The sequence below is a fragment of the Winogradskyella sp. genome (assembly GCF_003712105.1).
Classification (GTDB): Bacteria; Bacteroidota; Bacteroidia; order Flavobacteriales; family Flavobacteriaceae; genus Winogradskyella.
This window is the reverse complement of record NZ_RHLG01000005.1, coordinates 151,920-170,309: the sequence shown is the minus strand read 5'-3', so window position 1 is coordinate 170,309 and position 18,390 is coordinate 151,920. Positions and strand designations below refer to the sequence as shown.

Genomic DNA, 18,390 nt, shown 5'->3' with positions numbered 1-18,390 from the left:
CTGTGAGGTAAAAATTAGTGAGTTGTTTTTACGCTCACAGTTTGAGCTCTATAAACTTATTATAAAATGGACGTACTTAAAATAGCAACAGCAGGAAGTGTAGATGATGGCAAAAGTACCTTAATTGGTCGCCTGCTTTACGATACAAAATCTCTAACTACAGATAAGCTTGAAGCAATTAAAAATAAAAGTGAACAGTTAGGATACGATTATTTAGATTTTTCTCTAGCAACTGACGGGTTGGTTGCAGAACGTGAGCAAGGCATTACTATCGATGTAGCTCATATATATTTTTCAACACAAAATAGAAGCTACATTATTGCAGATACACCTGGCCATATAGAGTATACCAGAAATATGGTTACAGGTGCTTCAACATCACAGGCTTCAATTATACTAATTGATGCTAGAAAAGGTGTAATAGAACAGACCTATCGTCACTTTTTTATCAATAACCTATTACGTGTTAAAGACATAATAGTTGCCATTAATAAGATGGATTTAGTGGATTTTTCAGAAGAGGTATTCAATGCTATAAAATCTGAATTTGAAACGCTTATTGCTAATAGCGACTACAAAGAGCAAAACATAACTTTTATACCTGTTAGTGCTTTAAACGGAGATAATGTCGCTACTAAATCTGAACATACACAATGGTATAATGGGCAAACGATCTTAGAACATCTTGAGCAACTTAAAAGTGAAGATATATACAATATAGGTACGCCTCGATTCCCGGTCCAATACGTTATACGACCTAAAACTAAAGACTTTCACGATTTTAGAGGGTATTCTGGTAAAGTATATGGTGGTGACCTAAGTGTAGGAGATAAAGTCGTTGTACTTCCATCTCAAAAAGAATCAACAATTAAGGAGATATTCTTTTATGATGAGAATTATGAAACAGCTTCTAGACGTTCATCAGTGACAATCACTTTAGCAGATGATGTTAATGTATCTCGCGGAGATATGATAGTAAAAGTTGATGATTTACCTACTATAAATAAGCAATGCAATGCCATAATATCTTGGATGGATACAGAACCTTTACGTGAAGGCAGCAAGTATATTATACAGCATGGTGTAAACAAAGTATTGACCAAAGTAGGTTCTATTGAGCATAGAATTCTTCCAGATTTTTCAGGAGTTGATACAGAAGCTTCAAGTCTTAATCTTAATGATATAGCTCTGGTAAACTTCAAATTTAATAAACCTCTGTATTATGATGCTTTTAAAGCTCATCGTACTAATGGTTCGTTTATCATTATTGACAATAAAACTAATAATACTGTTGGCGCTGGTTTTATCCAGTAAAATGAATATGCTATGGCAATTATAATAACAGATGAATGCATTAATTGCGGAGCCTGCGAACCAGAATGCCCAAATACAGCCATTTATGAGGGTGCTGAAAGTTGGACATATACTCAAGGAACTAACCTAACAGGTAATCAAGTTACTCTACCAAATGGTGAAGTTGTTAATCCATTAGCAGAACAAGAACCAATCTCTGATGAGGTGTATTTTATTGCACCTAATAAGTGTACAGAATGTATGGGTTTTCATGAAGAACCACAGTGTGCAGCTGTATGTCCGGTTGATTGTTGTGTGCCAGATGATGATCATGAAGAAACAGAAGAAGAATTGCTTGCAAAACAGGCCTTTTTACACCAATAATAAGTTCTAGTGATAGAACATAAAAAAAATGCAAAGTTTTAGAACCGAAATAGAAAACCCAGTAGTTGAAAGGGATATTATAGAATTAGCTAACAAAATAGAGCTTTTTCATAATGGTAAAATAGACGAAGAAAAGTTTAGAAGCCTTCGTTTGGCTAGAGGTGTTTATGGTCAACGCCAGCAAGGTGTGCAGATGATCCGTATTAAACTACCTTACGGTAAAGTTACCAGCAAGCAACTACACCGAATTGCAGATGTGTCTGATGAATACTCAACAGGAAGATTGCACATCACAACCAGACAAGACATACAAATTCATTATGTAGATATAAACCGCACACCACAACTTTGGACTGAATTAGAAAAAGATGAGGTTACACTTAGAGAAGCTTGTGGTAATACTGTAAGAAACGTTACAGCCTCAGAAACTGCAGGTATTGATATTAATGAACCATTCGATGTGTCTCCTTATGCTGATGCAGTATTTAAATACTTTTTACGTAACCCAATTTGTCAAGAAATGGGTAGAAAATTTAAGGTGTCGTTCTCTGCTTCAGACGAAGATACAGGCTTAGCTTATATGCACGATTTAGGTTTTATTGCAAAGCTTAAAGATGGTGTTAGAGGGTTTAAAGTTTTAATTGGCGGTGGATTGGGTGCACAACCACGCCATGCTGATGTACTTTACAATTTTCTTCAGGAAGATAAGATTATTCCTGTAATGGAAGGTGTATTGCGGATTTTTGATCGTTATGGTGAACGCAAGAGTAGAGCTAAAGCCCGATTAAAATTTCTGATTAAAGATATTGGACTAGTGGACTTTATAAATTTAGTTAATGAAGAACATAAAGCTTTACCTAATAGTATTGTACCAATAAATATTCAAGATTATAAGGTATCTCAACCTGTAAATATTGAAGCTCCTCAAGTACAAATTGATGATGTTATATCTTATAATTTGTGGAAACAAACCAATGTTATACCTCAAAAACAAGAAGGTTATGTTGCTATTGGTATTAAAGTATTATTAGGTGATTTTTATACTGATAAAGCGCGGTTATTAGCAGATTTAGTGAGTAACTATGCTGCAGGTGAATTGCGACTTACGCTAAGACAAAATATTCTTATTCCTTTTGTAAAAAAAGAACTCTTACCGTATTTCTATGTGCAGCTTAGTCGATTAGGCTTTACCGATGCAGGCTATAACAAAACAGTAGATATTACAGCATGCCCTGGGACAGATACCTGTAACTTAGGTATTGCTAGTAGTACAGGAATTGCCAAAGAACTGGAACGTATTATTAAGACCGAATATCCACAATATCAAAATAATCAAGATTTAGTTATAAAAATTAGTGGCTGTATGAATGCCTGTGGACAGCATAATATGGCTAACATAGGTTTTCAAGGCATGTCAGTCCGTACAAAAGATAAACTCGTTGCACCGGCAGTACAAGTACTATTAGGTGGTGGCAACTTAGGTGATGGAAATGGTGTATTTGCGGATAAGGTTATAAAGATGCCAAGTAAACGTGGGCCACAAGCATTGAGACGCATTTTAGATGATTTTGAAACAAATGCCAATGGTCTAAACTTTGTGGATTATTACACAAAACAAGGTAAACTATATTTTTACGATTTACTTAAAGATTTATCTAATCTTGATAATCTGTCACAAAGCGATTTTATCGATTGGGGTAATGAAGAAAAATATGAAAAAGCCATCGGAATTGGTGAATGTGCAGGCGTAGTTATAGATTTAGTTGCAACGTTATTTTTAGAAAGTGAAGAAAAAATCGAGAATGCTAAAATAGACTTAGAACAAGGCTTATTCTCTAACGCTATTTATCATGCATATAGTTCTATGGTAAATTCAGCTAAAGCTATTTTAATTGCTGATGATGTAAAAACCAATTCTCAGGCTAAAATAATTTCAGATTTTGATGAATTATATGTCGCTTCAGATAAGATTAAATTAGGTGTGTCTTTTGCAGATTTGGTATATCAGCTAAAATTCTATGCACCAGAAAAAGAATTTGCTACCAATTACATAAGTAATGCTCAAAGTTTCTTAACAGAAGTAAAATCTTTTAGAACAAACTTTGAATAATGAAAACAGCAAAATTGACAGTTGTAGGTGCAGGTCCAGGAGATAAGGAGCTTATTACTTTAAAGGCTATAAATGCGATTAAAGATGCTGATGTAATTCTATACGATGCATTAATTAATACCGAGCTTTTAGAATATGCTGCCACTAATACAGAACTGATATTTGTGGGTAAACGAAAAGGATGTTATCGCTACCAGCAAGAGCAAATTAATGAGCTTATAGTAAGTAGATCAAAATCTCACGGTCATGTTGTGCGTCTTAAAGGCGGTGACCCATTTATTTTTGGTCGTGGTGCAGAAGAGATAGATTATGCCCGTAACTATGGGTTAGAAACTTATATGGTGCCAGGAATATCATCAGCACTTGCAGTACCTGCATATCAGGGTATACCTCTAACAAAACGTGGAGCTTCAGAAAGTTTTTGGGTAATCACAGGAACTACAAAATCGCATCAGATATCTAAAGACGTTGCTTTAGCTGCAAAATCTACCGCAACGGTTGTGATATTGATGGGTATGGGAAAACTAGACGAAATAGTTTCCATTTTCTCCACAGAAGGAAAACAAAAAATGCCAATAGCTATTATTCAAAACGGAACAACTCCTCAAGAAAACATTGGTATTGCTACTATAGAAACTATTCAAAGTGTTGTAAAAGAAAAGAATTTAGGAGCGCCAGCTATTATTGTAATTGGAGAAGTTGTTGCAAAACGTGCAGTTTTAGATGCATTAAAACAACAATATGTCGAACCATTAACAGTAGTAAATTAAGCATGGAACGTAATAATTTATATCCAATTTTTTTAAAGGCTAAAAACCTTAATATACTTATTGTTGGTGGTGGATTTGTGGCGGAAGAAAAACTCACATTTTTGTTAAAATCAAGTCCAGATGCAAAAGTTACGATGGTCGCACCAATGTATAGAGAAGGAACGATTGCAATTGCTAATAAAGGAAATGTAACCTTAATCCATGATGTCTATAATTCTTCATATTTAAATCGAAAACATATTGTTATAGCAACAACCAATAAACCTGATGTTAATATGCAGGTTTATGTTGATTGTAGATTGCAAAGCAAGTTGGTTAATGTAGCGGATAATCCGCCATTGTGCGATTTTTATATGGGTGGTATTGTAACGAAAGGAAATGTAAAAGTGGCGATTTCTACAAACGGAAAATCACCTACAACAGCAAAACGATTACGCCAATTTTTCGAAGATGTAATTCCAGAAAATATTGACGACTTAGTAACAAATCTAAACACATATAGAAAAACCATTAAGGGGAATTTTGAAAAAAAAGTTGAGGTGTTGAACGAATTCACCAAATCATTGGTTGAAAAATAAACTTAAAAATGATTAAAACAGATTTACTTATTATAGGAGCAGGACCAACAGGGTTATTTACTGTTTTTGAAGCAGGATTGTTAAAATTAAAGTGCCACTTAATTGATGCCTTACCACAACCAGGAGGTCAATGCTCGGAGTTATACCCTAAAAAACCGATTTATGATATTCCGGGTTTTCCAGAGATTTTGGCTGGAGATTTAACAAAGAATCTATTAGAACAAGGTAAGCAGTTTGAACCAGGCTTTACGCTTGGCGAACGTGCAGAAACTATCGAAAAGCAAGATGACGGTACTTTTATAGTTACAACCAATAAAGGAACACAACATCAAGCGCCAATTGTAGCTATTGCTGGAGGATTAGGTTCTTTCGAACCGAGAAAGCCACTCATAGATAATATCACCCAATATGAAGAAAACGGTGTTGAGTACTTTATAAAAAACCCAGAGCACTATAGAGGTAAAAAAGTAGTTATTGCAGGTGGTGGCGACTCTGCCTTAGATTGGAGTATTTTTTTAACCGATATCGCATCACAGGTAACACTTGTTCATAGACGCAATGAGTTTAGAGGTGCTTTAGATTCTGTTGAGAAAGTAAGAGAATTAACTCAAATAGGTAAAATTAATCTTATAACTCCTGCAGAGGTTACAGATATTTTAGGAACACATAAAGTTGAGGCTGTTGTTTTAGCCAAAGGAGAAGAAAAACAAGTTATAGAAACCGACCACTTTATTCCATTATTTGGTCTTTCTCCAAAATTAGGACCTATAGCAAATTGGGGTCTTGAGATAGAAAAGAATGCTATTAAAGTAGATAATGCATTAGATTATCAAACCAATATCCCAGGCATTTTTGCTATTGGTGATGTCAATACTTATCCTGGGAAATTAAAATTGATTTTATGTGGCTTTCATGAGGCAACACTAATGTGTCAAGCAGCTTATAAAATCTTAAATCCAAACAAAAAATACGTTTTAAAGTATACTACTGTTAGTGGTATTAATGGATTTGATGGGACACGTAAACAAGCCCCAAAACCTGTAGTTCAAGCTATTAATTAACCATAATGGAAGACGTAACAATTCATATTAAAGACCGAGAAGGGACTTTACATACTGTTGAAGCTCCTACAGATATGGCTATGAACTTAATGGAAGTTTGCAAAGCTTACGAATTACCGGTAGAAGGCACTTGTGGCGGAATGGCAATGTGTGCCTCTTGCCAATGTTACGTGCTTTCAGAAACCGAATTACCTGAAATTCAGGAAGAAGAAGAAGCGATGCTCTCCGAAGCATTTTATGTTAAAAATAATAGCAGACTAGGATGCCAAATTCCTGTTACAAAAGAATTACATGGCCTTAAAATAGAATTGGCACCAGAATATTAATTATTAATGAATACCCTAACATATAAGAGTTACCCAGTTAAACTAAGAAAGAAAGTAAAAACACTTAGTAAGCATTTATTCGAATCTTTGTTTTCAGATGAAAAAGGACAAAAACGGTTGTTGAGTCTGTCAAAGAAGATTATACATAAATATGCTGATATTTTTGGAGATAGCTTAAGTGTGCATAATGCTTTTCAGAATTTAATAGAAGATATTCCTGCTATTAGATCACAATTAGATTTAGATGCTCAAGCCTTTGAACTTAACGATCCCGCAGTAAAGGAACTCGCTGAAGTTTATCTAGCATATCCTGGATTTTATGCAATTTCATTATATAGATTAGCACATCATCTTCATTTAAATAAGGTGAGATTTCTTCCAAGGTTAATAACAGAACACGCTCATAGTTTTACAGGTATAGATATACATCCGGGTGCACAAATTGGGAATTCATTTTTTATAGATCATGGTACAGGAGTAGTCATTGGCGAGACAACAGTTATAGGAGATAATGTCAGCATATATCAAGGTGTTACACTAGGAGGAATTAAAGTGGCTAAAAACCTAGCAAGTACTAAACGCCATCCAACCATAGAGGACAATGTTACGTTATACGCAAATGCAACAGTGTTAGGAGGTGATGTTGCCATAGGTGCTAATAGTGTTATAGGTGCAAATGTATGTATTACAGAATCTGTTCCTAACAACAGCGTGGTAACACAGAAAAAAGAAACCATAATTAAAACTAAGCAATGAAAACACCAGTAAGTCTTTTAAATTTTGTGGGTAATACACCATTGGTAAAAGCACAAGGTATAATCGATAAACCTGGTATTGAATTATACTTTAAAATGGAAGGTCATAATCCTGGAGGCAGTGTAAAAGACCGACCAGCGTATAATATGATTTCTCAGGCTTTATCTAGAGGCGATATAAAAGTTGGTAGTGAATTGGTTGAAGCCACTAGTGGTAATACAGGAATTGCACTAGCATATGTAGCAAATTTATTAGGTGTAAAAATGAACCTTGTTATGCCCGAAAATTCTACTGAAGAACGTATTAAAACAATGCGTGCATATGGAGCAAATCTCATTTTAACAGATGCTGATAAAGGGATAGAAGGCGCCAGAGATGTGGCTTTAGATTTACAACAATCTAAGGGTTATGTTATTTTAAATCAATTTGAAAATGATGACAATTGGAAAGCACATTATAAAACCACAGGCCCAGAAATTTGGAACGCAACTCATGGTAAAATAACCCATTTTGTTTCCGCTATGGGAACAACAGGAACTATTATGGGTGTATCTACATATTTAAAAGAGCAAAATCCAAATATTACTATTGTTGGAGCACAACCCAAAGATGGTGCTCGAATTCCTGGAATAAGAAAATGGTCACCAGACTATGTACCTAAAATTTTTAACCCTAAAAAAGTAGATAGAATTATTGAGATTACAGAAAACGATGCACAAGAAACTACGCGTAAGTTGGCAAAACTTGAAGGTATTTTCGCAGGAATGAGTAGTGGTGGTTCAGCATTTTCAGCATTACAAATTGCCAATGAGATTAAAGAAGGTGTCATTGTAGCAATTATTTGTGATCGTGGAGATCGCTACTTATCGTCTAATTTATTTTAAACTAAAACATTATAAAGTGATATGAGTTCAAATCAATTTGGAGATATAAAATCTTACTTAGAAAAAGGTGCAATAGTGCTTGATGTCCGTACAGTTGCAGAATATGAAGATGGTCATGTTAAAGGTTCTGCCCATATAGTACTCGACGATTTAGAATACGAGATAGATCAACTACTAGATTTAGACAAACCAATTATTACGTGTTGTAGAAGTGGCGCTCGTAGTGAACGAGCTAAAGAACTACTGCTTACACATGGATTAGATGCTATTAATGGCGGTCCATGGGAAAATGTAGAAAGCTATTTGTAACAAATTAGGCAAAAGTTTTTATTTCTTTTGCAGATAATAAATTAAGATAGTATTTTCGCTCAACAGTTCATTTAAAATAATTGTAGTTATCAAGAAAGGTGGAGGGAATAGACCCTTAGAAGCCTTAGCAACCCTTAAACTTTATTAAGAAGGTGCTAAATTCTACTGTAAAAACAGAATAGATAACGGAATATATTATACTTCCTTTTCCTGATAACGTTATATAAAATATCAGGATGTCCGATATACATAAAGAAATACAAAAACGAATCCTAGTGCTAGACGGTGCTATGGGCACCATGTTGCAGCGCCATAACTTCTCTGAAGAAGATTTTAGAGGAGAACGATTTAAAGATTTTCATTTACCATTGAAAGGGAATAACGATTTACTCTCTATTACTCAACCTAATGCTGTTAAAGATGTTCATCGTCAATATTTTGAGGCTGGAGCAGATATTGTAGAAACCAATACTTTTTCTGGTACAACCATAGCAATGGCAGATTACCAAATGGAAGATTTGGTATACGAGCTTAATTACCAATCTGCAAAAATTGCTAAAGAAGTTGCGGATGAATTTACATTTGCTAACCCAGAGAAACCACGATTTGTAGCTGGTAGCATAGGTCCAACTAACCGCACTGCAAGCCTATCACCAGACGTTAATAGACCAGAGTATAGAGCTGTTTCGTTCGATGAATTGAGAATTGCATATAAGCAGCAAGTAGAGGCATTAATTGATGGTGGAGTAGATGTTTTATTTGTTGAAACTATTTTCGATACACTCAATGCTAAAGCTGCATTGTTTGCTATAGAAGAAGTCAAGGACGAAAGAGAATTAGATATACCTGTTATGGTATCTGGAACCATTACTGATGCTAGTGGCCGTACATTATCAGGGCAAACAGTTGAAGCATTTTTAATTTCGGTATCTCATATAGATTTATTAAGTGTTGGATTTAATTGTGCTCTTGGAGCAGAGCAGATACAACCATACCTGAAACGCCTATCTAGAGAAACCAAATTTTATACCTCTGCACACCCTAATGCGGGTTTACCAAATGCATTTGGTGAATATGACCAAACTCCTGAAGAAATGAGAGATTTTATAAGAAATTATTTAGAAGAAGGCATCATAAATATTATCGGAGGTTGCTGCGGAACGGACCCAAGTTATATAAAGGAAATTGCAGATATCGTCAAAGAGTATAAACCAAGACAATTAGAGACAGAAGTATATGGGTAGGTATCTAAAATTATCTGGTCTTGAACCTTTGGTGGTAACACCTGAGAGTAACTTTATCAATGTTGGTGAACGCACCAATGTTACAGGTTCACGTAAGTTTTTACGCCTAATAAAAGAACAGAAGTTTGATGAAGCCCTAGAAGTTGCAAGACACCAAGTTGAGGGTGGAGCACAAATCTTAGATGTAAATATGGACGAAGGCATGCTTGACGGCAAAGAAGCTATGGTTCATTTTCTTAACCTTATTGCTTCGGAGCCAGATATTGCACGTATTCCTATAATGATAGATAGCTCTAAATGGGAGATTATTGAAGCTGGTTTACAAGTTGTGCAAGGTAAAGCTGTTGTAAATTCCATTTCGCTTAAAGAAGGAGAAGAAGAATTTATAAGACAAGCTAAGCTCATAAAACGATACGGTGCGGCAACAATAGTAATGGCTTTTGATGAGGTCGGTCAAGCTGATAACTATAAAAGACGTATAGAAATATGTGCACGCTCTTATAGAATACTAGTAGATAACGTAGGTTTTGCTGCTGAGGATATCATTTTCGACCCTAATATTTTCCCAGTAGCTACAGGTATGGAAGAGCATCGTAAAAATGCAGTAGACTTCTTTAACGCCACAAAGTGGATTCGTGAAAATCTGCCGTATGCGCATGTATCTGGAGGTGTAAGTAATGTGTCTTTTTCATTTCGAGGAAATAATACAGTGCGCGAAGCTATGCATTCAGCATTTTTGTATCATGCAATTCAAAATGGAATGACCATGGGAATTGTAAATCCTGCAATGTTGGAAGTTTATGATGATATTCCAAAAGATTTATTAGAGCATGTTGAAGATGTTTTACTTAATAGAAGAGATGATGCTACTGAACGTTTACTAGAATTTGCAGAAACAGTAAAAGGAACAAAAAAGCAAGACGAAAGTAAAGCTTTAGAATGGCGTAGTAATTCACTTCAAGAACGAATAACGCATAGCTTGGTAAAAGGGATTGATGCATTTATTGAAACTGATGTTGAAGAAGCTAGACAATCTGTTTCTAAACCCATTGAAGTTATAGAAGGCCACTTAATGACTGGCATGAATGTCGTAGGTGATTTATTTGGAAGTGGAAAAATGTTTTTGCCACAAGTGGTTAAGTCTGCAAGAGTAATGAAAAAAGCTGTTGCCTATTTGCAACCATACATTGAAGCTGAAAAAGATGGAAAAGCACAATCAGCAGGTAAGATTTTGATGGCAACCGTAAAAGGTGATGTACATGATATTGGTAAAAATATAGTGAGTGTAGTACTAGGCTGCAATAATTATGAGATTGTAGATTTAGGTGTTATGGTACCACCAGAAAAAATAATTGAAGCTGCTCAAAAAGAACAGGTAGATGTTATTGGACTTAGTGGTCTTATTACACCTTCATTAGACGAAATGGTGTATCTGGCAACCGAAATGGATAAACAAGATATGGATATCCCTTTGCTGATAGGTGGAGCCACTACTTCTCGAGCACATACAGCAGTTAAGATTGCGCCAAAATATCAAAATACGGTGGTTCATGTTAATGACGCTTCAAGAGCTGTGACTGTTGTTGGTAATCTATTGCAGAATAACAATAAGATTTATAAAAACGAAATAAGAGAAGAGTATGATCGCTTTAGAGAACAGTTTTTAAGTAGAGGTAAGCAAAAGGAATATATATCTATTGAAGAAGCACGAGACCGCAAATATAAAATCAATTGGGAAGACACTAAGATTACTAAGCCAAAGCAATTAGGTGTTCAAGTCATTGAGGATTTAGACTTAGATAAGCTGTTAGATTATATCGATTGGAGTCCGTTTTTTAGGTCATGGGATTTGCATGGGAAATTCCCAAATATTTTAATCGATGATATTGTAGGAGAACAAGCTTCAGAACTATACGAAGATGTAAAGGTTTTACTAAATGATATTTTAGATAAAAAACTACTTAAAGCAAAAGCCGTTTTCGGACTTTTTCCGGCCAATACAATTAACGATGATGATATCGAAATATATGATGAGAAAGGAAAATTAAAAAACACCTTCTTGACACTTAGACAACAGTTAAAGAAGAGAGAAGGTGTTCCTAGTTTGGCTTTAGCAGATTTTATTGCACCTAAGGATTCTGGAATTCAGGATTATATAGGCTGCTTTTGCGTAACAACAGGTTTTGGAACCGATGCGTTAGCCACCCAATTCGAAAAAGATAATGACGATTATAACTCAATTATGGTGAAGGCTTTAGCTGATAGATTGGCAGAAGCTTTTGCCGAGTATTTACACCAAGATGTAAGAAAAAATCATTGGGCTTATGCCATAAATGAAGACTTATCGAACGAAGATTTAATTAAGGAAACTTATAAAGGTATTAGACCTGCACCTGGGTATCCGGCTTGTCCAGACCATTTAGAAAAAGAAACCATTTGGAAAGTACTACAAGTAGAAGAACAAATAGGCGTAAAGCTTACCGAAAGTTTAGCGATGTGGCCTGCAGCTAGTGTATCTGGGTATTACTTTGCCAATGAAGACGCAAAATATTTTGGATTAGGAAAAATTACTCAAGACCAACTCGAAGATTATGCTAAACGCAGAGTAATTTCTGTTGAGAAAGCCAAAAAGTGGCTTAACCCTAATTTAGTAGAAGCATAATAAATTTAAATAGATAAACTAAAGCTGAATTGTAATTACATGAAAGTAACCGACCACATAAAAAACGCTAACGGAAAAACCTTGTTCTCTTTCGAGATTTTACCACCTTTAAAAGGGCAGCATATCGATTCTATATTCAACAATATAGACCCACTTATGGAGTTTAAACCTCCTTTTATTGATGTGACGTATCATAGAGAAGAGTATATCTATAAAGAATTAGATAATGGATTGCTTAAAAAGCAAGTGGTAAAAAAACGCCCAGGAACAGTTGGTATTTGTGCGGCTATTCAAAATAAATATCAGGTAGATGCTATTCCGCATATATTGTGTGGTGGATTTACAAAAGAAGACACCGAGAACTTTTTAATAGACCTTGATTTCTTGGGTATCGATAATGTTATGGCATTACGAGGAGACGCTGTAAAAAGTGAGACGTATTTCAAACCAGAAAAAGAAGGTCACCAATATGCAGGAGAATTAGTATCACAAATTCAAAATTTAAATGCTGGTAAATACCTGGATGAAGAGCTTCTAAATTCATCAAAAACAGATTTTTGTATCGGTGTTGCTGGTTATCCAGAAAAGCATATGGAAGCCCCAAGTTTGGATAGTGATATTCATTTTTTAAAAAAGAAAATAAAAAATGGCGCAAAATATATAGTAACGCAGATGTTCTTTGATAATTCTAAGTTTTTCAAATTTGTAGAAAAATGTAGAGCTGAGGGAATTGATGTGCCAATTATACCTGGATTAAAACCAATTGCAACCAAAAAACAACTTAACCTTATTCCACATCGATTTAAAGTAGATTTACCACAAGACTTGATATTAGAAGTTATTAAGTGCAAGGATAATTACCAAGTACGACAAGTGGGCATAGAATGGTGCATAAATCAAAGCAAAGAACTGGTAAAAGAAAAGGCACCTTTTTTACATTATTATTCTATGGGTAAGGGTGATAATATTAAAGCTATAGCATCTCAAGTGTTTTAATAATAAATCTGTTACTTTTGCGCAACTAAAATTTTCTAATGCAAAAGAAGCTATTAGGTTTATTTTTGATGTTTTCTTTTGTGCTAAGTGCACAAAAAGAAACGACCGACTCCTATTTTGATTTAAATTATTTCAAGGGTTATATACCGCTTCATAATAATGATATTCTTGGCCTTATAACGGGTCAACCTGAAGGCGCTATATTTAGTTATAATATTAAAACTAATGGCTCTGAAAAATGGCAACAACGCTATAACTATCCAGATTATGGCGTCTCTTTTATTTATCAAGATTTAAAGAATACAAGTCTTGGCAACAATTTTGGGTTGTATGCCCATTATAATTTTTACTTCTTCAAACGACATTTAATGATGCGAATTGGTCAAGGGATTGCTCATACCTCTAATCCTTATGACAGAATTACCAATCCGAAAAATATTGCATTTGGCTCAAGATTATTAAGTAGTACCTATGTCATGCTCAATTATAAAAAGGAAAGAATTATTAATCGTTTTGGTTTGCAGTTGGGCTTATCATTTATTCATTACTCTAACGCTAATGTAAAAGCACCAAATACAAGTATAAATACTATTGCACTTAATGCAGGCTTGACCTACAACCTTAATGGCGAACGAGAAATGATAAGTGATTTAACTGACGAGAAGTTTACAGAGCCAATACGCTATAATTTTGTTTTTAGAAGTGGTATTAACCAAAGTGATATAGTTGGGTCTTCGCAGTTTCCGTTTTATATTATTTCGGCTTATGCAGATAAGCGTTTAAACCATAAGAGTGCCATTCAGTTTGGAACCGAAATTTTCTTTTCAAATTTTCTAAAACAGTTGATAAGAGTTGATAGTACGGCTTTACTTAATAATGATGTTACTGGCGATGAAGATTTTAAACGTGTAGGAGTTTTTGTGGGGCATGAATTATTTGTGAATAAACTTTCTCTGGTGACCCAATTTGGGTATTATGTGTATTACCCTTATGATTTTGAATCTAGAACATATATTAGAGCTGGGCTCAAACGATATTTCGGAAAAAAATGGTTTGGAGCAGTTACACTTAAATCTCACGGATTTAGAGCAGAAGCCGTAGAATTTGGAATAGGTATAAGAATATGAGAAAAGTAGCAATTATATTAACACTCTTTATTTGTTTAGCATGCGATAGTGAAAGTGCTTTTGATTGTTTTCAGACATCGGGATCAACCATTCAGCAACAGGTTGATGTGCCTAATTTTGAAAGAATATTGGTAAATCGTGATGTAGAGCTTATTATAAAGCAAGGGCCTCAACAAGTAATTATTGAAACTGGTGAAAATTTGATTAATGATATTACTGCTACAGTTCAAGGAAATCAGCTTGTATTAACCGATAATAACACCTGTAATTTTGTTCGCGAATTTGGAATTACAAAAGTATATGTTACAACTCCAACCTTGACAGAGATTAGATGTTCAACCCAATTTGAAATTAGGTCTGAAGGGATTTTAAACTTTAACGAATTAAATTTAATATCTGAAGATTTTAATTTTCCCGATAGCTTCCCAATCGGAGATTTTAGATTGGAGTTAGATGTTGATGATCTAAGTGTTGTCTCAAATAATCTATCTTTTTTTTATCTCTCTGGAGAAGCCGATAATGTTTCTATTAGTTTTCCGGCAGGTGATGGTAGGTTTGAAGGAGAAAGCCTAATTGCTGAGCATATTACCTTGCTGCATCGTGGTTCTAATGATATGGTTGTAAATCCTCAGCAATCATTAGAAGGACAAATCTTAGCTACTGGGAATGTAATTTCAGTAAATCAGCCACCACTTGTAGATGTCACTAATGCATTTACGGGCCAATTAATATTTAATTAGTAAGCGCTCTAAACAAGCTTTCTAAGCTCGCATTTTTTTGATTAAGCTGTAATATTTTTAGTTCATTATCATGAGCAAAATCAAATACATGAGAGCGCATGTCTTCTTTTGTAGAGAAGGTTATTTCGTATATAAAATCATGTGTATTTTTTACTGAAGACACTTTAGGCAGTTTAAGTAAAAAAGCATCTTCAACTCTATAATCAAATTCTACGATAACGATTTGTTCTTGACCTTCTCGCAAGTCTTCAAGCTTTTTATTTGCAACTATTTCGCCTTTGTTAATAATTATAACTCGGTCGCACATTGCTTCAACTTCTTGCATGATATGTGTAGATAAAAAAATAGTCTTTTCTTTACCGATGTTTCTTATTAGAGTTCTGATTTCTACAAGTTGGTTTGGATCTAATCCTGTAGTGGGCTCGTCTAAAATTAAAACTTCAGGATTATGCAATAGAGCATTTGCTAAACCAACACGCTGTCTGTACCCTTTAGACAGTTGCTCAATTTTTTTATGTGCCTCAGATTTTAATCCAGTCATTTCAATAACCTCATCAATTCTAGATTTAGACACGCCATAAACATTGGCATTAAAGCTAAGGTATTCTCTTACATAAAGATCAGTATATAAAGGGTTGTGTTCAGGTAAATAACCAACAGATTGTTGGACCTCTTTTTTTTCTGTCTCAACATTGAATCCATTCACCTTAGCCTCACCATTAGTGGAGTTAATATAGGTAGTCAAGATTTTCATCATTGTAGATTTTCCTGCACCGTTTGGTCCTAAAAAACCAACAATTTCAGGATTATCAATACTAAATGATATGTCGTTTAGGGCTTTTTGACCATTATATAATTTTGAAATATTAAAGACTTCTATAGACATAAGGTAAAACTTTAATCAAAAATAAGTATAATCTAATATTAGAACAGTTTTATTGTTAAATCTTTAAAACTTAAAACGATATGTGTAAAAAATACTTTCCGATATTTTGTTTTGTAAAAATAATAATTACATTAGCCACATAATTAGCTATTGAATAATAGAAAATTAAATATGAGTAATACTAAAACATATTATAACTGGTTTTATTTCTTTTTTACAGAAAGAAACGAGGCTTAGTATGTTTTATTAAAATATAATTATAGAGTCTCGATTTAGTCGAGACTTTTTTTATTATGGTAAAACCAATTGCAATACAAGGCGTTAAAGGCTCTTTTCATCATCAAGTAGTGGAGAACTATTTTGATATGACTTCAGAGGTGCATGAATCATTGACTTTTGATAATGCAGTTGAGAGCTTACTTTCTGGAAAATCGGATGCTATGGTGATGGCTTTAGAAAATTCTATTGCCGGCTCTATTATCCCCAATTATGCGTTAATTGATACTAATAATTTACAGATTGTAGGTGAATACTATTTGGATGTACAGCATAATTTAATGGCACTTCATGGTGAGACTATGGATACAATAAAGGAAGTGCACTCACATCCAATGGCACTTTTACAATGCAAAGTCTTTTTTAAAGATTTTCCGCATATTAAACTAGTTGAAGCAAAAGACACTGCAGAAGTAGCTCTAAAAATAAAGGAACAAAATCTATCTGGAATTGCAGCAATTGCTAGTGCGACTGCAGCAAAATTATATGACCTAAAGATTTTAGCTAAAAGTATACAAACTATAAAACACAACGAGACACGTTTTGCAATAGTTAAGCGTGAAAATTCCAAAATTGAACGAAATTCTATTAATAAGGCATCCTTAAAATTTGAATTAGATCATAAACGTGGTAGTTTAGCCACAATACTCAATGTAATGAGTGATTGTAAACTAAACCTAACCAAAATTCAATCCTTGCCAAAAATCGATACGCCATGGAAGTATGCTTTTTTTGTTGATGTAACTTTTAATACATACAATGATTTTGAAAAAGCACTTGCAATCATCAAAATAATGGCAGAGAATTTTAAACTGTTAGGTGAATATAAAAATGCTAGGTTATGATAGAAGTCGCTAATCGATTAAAGAATGTACAGGAATACTATTTCTCTGTTAAACTTAAGGAAGTTGCATTCTTGAAATCTCAAGGAAAACCTATTATAAATTTAGGAATAGGTAGCCCAGATTTAAATCCACCTTTTAAAGCAGTCATGGCTTTAGAAGATAGTTTAAATCAAGACGGTGCGCATAAATACCAAAGTTACCAAGGCCTTCCGGAACTAAGAGATGCTATGGCCGAATTTTATAAATCGCATTACAAGGTTCATCTAAGTGCAAAAACAGAGATTCTTCCATTAATGGGAAGTAAAGAAGGTATTATGCATATTTCAATGGCTTTTTTAAATAAAGGAGATGCAGTTTTAATACCTAACCCAGGATATCCAACTTATGCTAGTGTTGCCAATCTTCTTGAAGCTAAACCAATGTACTATGATTTAAATGAAGAAAATAATTGGTTGCCAGATTTTGTTGCTTTAGAACGCATGGACTTAAGTAAGGTCAAAATAATGTGGGTTAATTACCCAAATATGCCCACTGGCAGTAATGCAACCCACAAGTTTTATGATGATGTTATTGCATTTGGAAAACGACACAATATCTTAATAGTTAATGATAACCCATACAGTTTTATACTTAATGATAAACCTAAAAGTATATTACAGTATAGGCAAGCCAAAGACATATGCTTAGAGCTAAATTCAGTGAGTAAGGCATATAATATGGCTGGTTGGCGTGTAGGTATGTTAGTAGGTAACTATGATTATGTCAATGCTGTTTTAACAGTAAAGAGTAACATGGACTCAGGTATGTTTTATGGTATCCAAAAAGGAGCAATTGAAGCACTTAACAGTTCAAACTTATGGTTCGAAAGTCTGAATAGTATATACAGAAATCGTCGAAAATTAATTTGGGAATTGGCTGATGCCCTTAATTGTACTTACTCCGATGAGACAAGTGGATTATTTGTCTGGGCAAAATTACCACCTCATATGAAAAGTGAAGAATTTACTGATTTAGTGTTGAAAGAACATAGCATCTTTATAGCTCCTGGCACAGTTTTCGGAAGTAATGGTGAAGGTTATGTAAGATTTTCATTATGTCAAGAACAAGAAGTAATTGAAGAAGCAATAGCAAGAGTGAGATAAA

18 protein-coding genes and 1 riboswitch are annotated in these 18,390 nt (G+C 34.3%); of the genes, 17 read left to right on the top strand and 1 reads right to left on the bottom strand.

Translation table 11 applies throughout. The features are described 5' to 3' along the window. The first annotated feature begins 66 nt into the window (after window positions 1–66). The 15 genes from ED556_RS12190 (at window position 67) to ED556_RS12120 (ending at window position 15,240) form a co-directional block, all read left to right on the top strand. Entirely contained in the window at window positions 67–1,314 is a 1,248-nt protein-coding gene (locus ED556_RS12190) for a GTP-binding protein (RefSeq protein ID WP_296324202.1), read from the top strand. Between the two features lie 12 nt (window positions 1,315–1,326). After that, on the top strand, window positions 1,327–1,677 hold the full coding sequence (locus ED556_RS12185; RefSeq protein WP_296324200.1) for a 4Fe-4S dicluster domain-containing protein: 351 nt from the start codon (window positions 1,327–1,329) through the stop codon (window positions 1,675–1,677). A 28-nt stretch (window positions 1,678–1,705) separates the two neighbouring features. After that, a complete protein-coding gene (locus ED556_RS12180) occupies window positions 1,706–3,787 on the top strand; it encodes a HEPN domain-containing protein (protein ID WP_296324197.1) in 2,082 nt (693 codons plus the stop codon). Continuing rightward, the gene (gene cobA, locus ED556_RS12175; protein ID WP_296324194.1) at window positions 3,787–4,557 is read left to right on the top strand and encodes a uroporphyrinogen-III C-methyltransferase; all 771 of its coding nucleotides are present in this window, start codon (window positions 3,787–3,789) and stop codon (window positions 4,555–4,557) included. Before ED556_RS12180 ends, cobA begins: the two co-directional genes overlap by 1 nt. 2 nt (window positions 4,558–4,559) lie before the next feature. Continuing rightward, window positions 4,560–5,135: a bifunctional precorrin-2 dehydrogenase/sirohydrochlorin ferrochelatase gene (locus ED556_RS12170; protein ID WP_296324191.1), complete on the top strand. Its 576-nt coding sequence runs from the start codon at window positions 4,560–4,562 to the stop codon at window positions 5,133–5,135. 8 nt (window positions 5,136–5,143) lie between these two features. Then, entirely contained in the window at window positions 5,144–6,196 is a 1,053-nt protein-coding gene (locus ED556_RS12165; RefSeq protein WP_296324189.1) for an NAD(P)/FAD-dependent oxidoreductase, read from the top strand. 5 nt (window positions 6,197–6,201) lie between these two features. Then, window positions 6,202–6,522 (top strand): 2Fe-2S iron-sulfur cluster-binding protein, encoded by a 321-nt coding sequence (locus ED556_RS12160; RefSeq protein ID WP_296324186.1) that lies wholly within the window; start codon window positions 6,202–6,204, stop codon window positions 6,520–6,522. Between the two features lie 6 nt (window positions 6,523–6,528). Further along, a complete protein-coding gene (gene epsC / locus ED556_RS12155; protein ID WP_296324184.1) occupies window positions 6,529–7,278 on the top strand; it encodes a serine O-acetyltransferase EpsC in 750 nt (249 codons plus the stop codon). Beyond that, on the top strand, window positions 7,275–8,162 hold the full coding sequence (gene cysM / locus ED556_RS12150) for a cysteine synthase CysM (RefSeq protein WP_296324182.1): 888 nt from the start codon (window positions 7,275–7,277) through the stop codon (window positions 8,160–8,162). Before epsC ends, cysM begins: the two co-directional genes overlap by 4 nt. A 21-nt stretch (window positions 8,163–8,183) precedes the next feature. Then, a complete protein-coding gene (locus ED556_RS12145) occupies window positions 8,184–8,471 on the top strand; it encodes a rhodanese-like domain-containing protein (RefSeq protein WP_296324180.1) in 288 nt (95 codons plus the stop codon). Between the two features lie 83 nt (window positions 8,472–8,554). Then, window positions 8,555–8,660, top strand: a riboswitch (SAM riboswitch). A 47-nt stretch (window positions 8,661–8,707) separates the two neighbouring features. Next, a complete protein-coding gene (locus ED556_RS12140) occupies window positions 8,708–9,715 on the top strand; it encodes a homocysteine S-methyltransferase family protein (protein WP_296324177.1) in 1,008 nt (335 codons plus the stop codon). Then, window positions 9,708–12,377 carry a methionine synthase gene (gene metH / locus ED556_RS12135; protein WP_296324174.1) on the top strand — a complete coding sequence of 890 codons (2,670 nt, stop codon included), beginning with the start codon at window positions 9,708–9,710 and terminating at the stop codon, window positions 12,375–12,377. Before ED556_RS12140 ends, metH begins: the two co-directional genes overlap by 8 nt. A 39-nt stretch (window positions 12,378–12,416) precedes the next feature. Next, window positions 12,417–13,373, top strand: coding sequence for a methylenetetrahydrofolate reductase [NAD(P)H] (gene metF, locus ED556_RS12130; RefSeq protein WP_296324171.1), 957 nt, complete (start codon window positions 12,417–12,419; stop codon window positions 13,371–13,373). A gap of 38 nt (window positions 13,374–13,411) precedes the next feature. After that, a complete protein-coding gene (locus tag ED556_RS12125) occupies window positions 13,412–14,500 on the top strand; it encodes an acyloxyacyl hydrolase (RefSeq protein WP_296324169.1) in 1,089 nt (362 codons plus the stop codon). Continuing rightward, window positions 14,497–15,240: a head GIN domain-containing protein gene (locus ED556_RS12120; RefSeq protein ID WP_296324166.1), complete on the top strand. Its 744-nt coding sequence runs from the start codon at window positions 14,497–14,499 to the stop codon at window positions 15,238–15,240. The genes ED556_RS12125 and ED556_RS12120 overlap by 4 nt, the downstream gene beginning before the upstream one ends. On the opposite strand, the gene gldA is transcribed toward ED556_RS12120, so the two are convergent. Continuing rightward, window positions 15,233–16,126 carry a gliding motility-associated ABC transporter ATP-binding subunit GldA gene (gldA, locus tag ED556_RS12115; protein ID WP_296324163.1) on the bottom strand — a complete coding sequence of 298 codons (894 nt, stop codon included), beginning with the start codon at window positions 16,124–16,126 and terminating at the stop codon, window positions 15,233–15,235. The genes ED556_RS12120 and gldA overlap by 8 nt on opposite strands. A gap of 293 nt (window positions 16,127–16,419) precedes the next feature. Between gldA and ED556_RS12110 the strand changes: the two genes are divergently transcribed. After that, window positions 16,420–17,247 (top strand): prephenate dehydratase, encoded by an 828-nt coding sequence (locus ED556_RS12110; protein WP_296324159.1) that lies wholly within the window; start codon window positions 16,420–16,422, stop codon window positions 17,245–17,247. After that, window positions 17,244–18,389, top strand: coding sequence for an aminotransferase class I/II-fold pyridoxal phosphate-dependent enzyme (locus ED556_RS12105; RefSeq protein WP_296324153.1), 1,146 nt, complete (start codon window positions 17,244–17,246; stop codon window positions 18,387–18,389). The genes ED556_RS12110 and ED556_RS12105 overlap by 4 nt, the downstream gene beginning before the upstream one ends. The last annotated feature ends 1 nt before the right edge of the window (window position 18,390 follow it).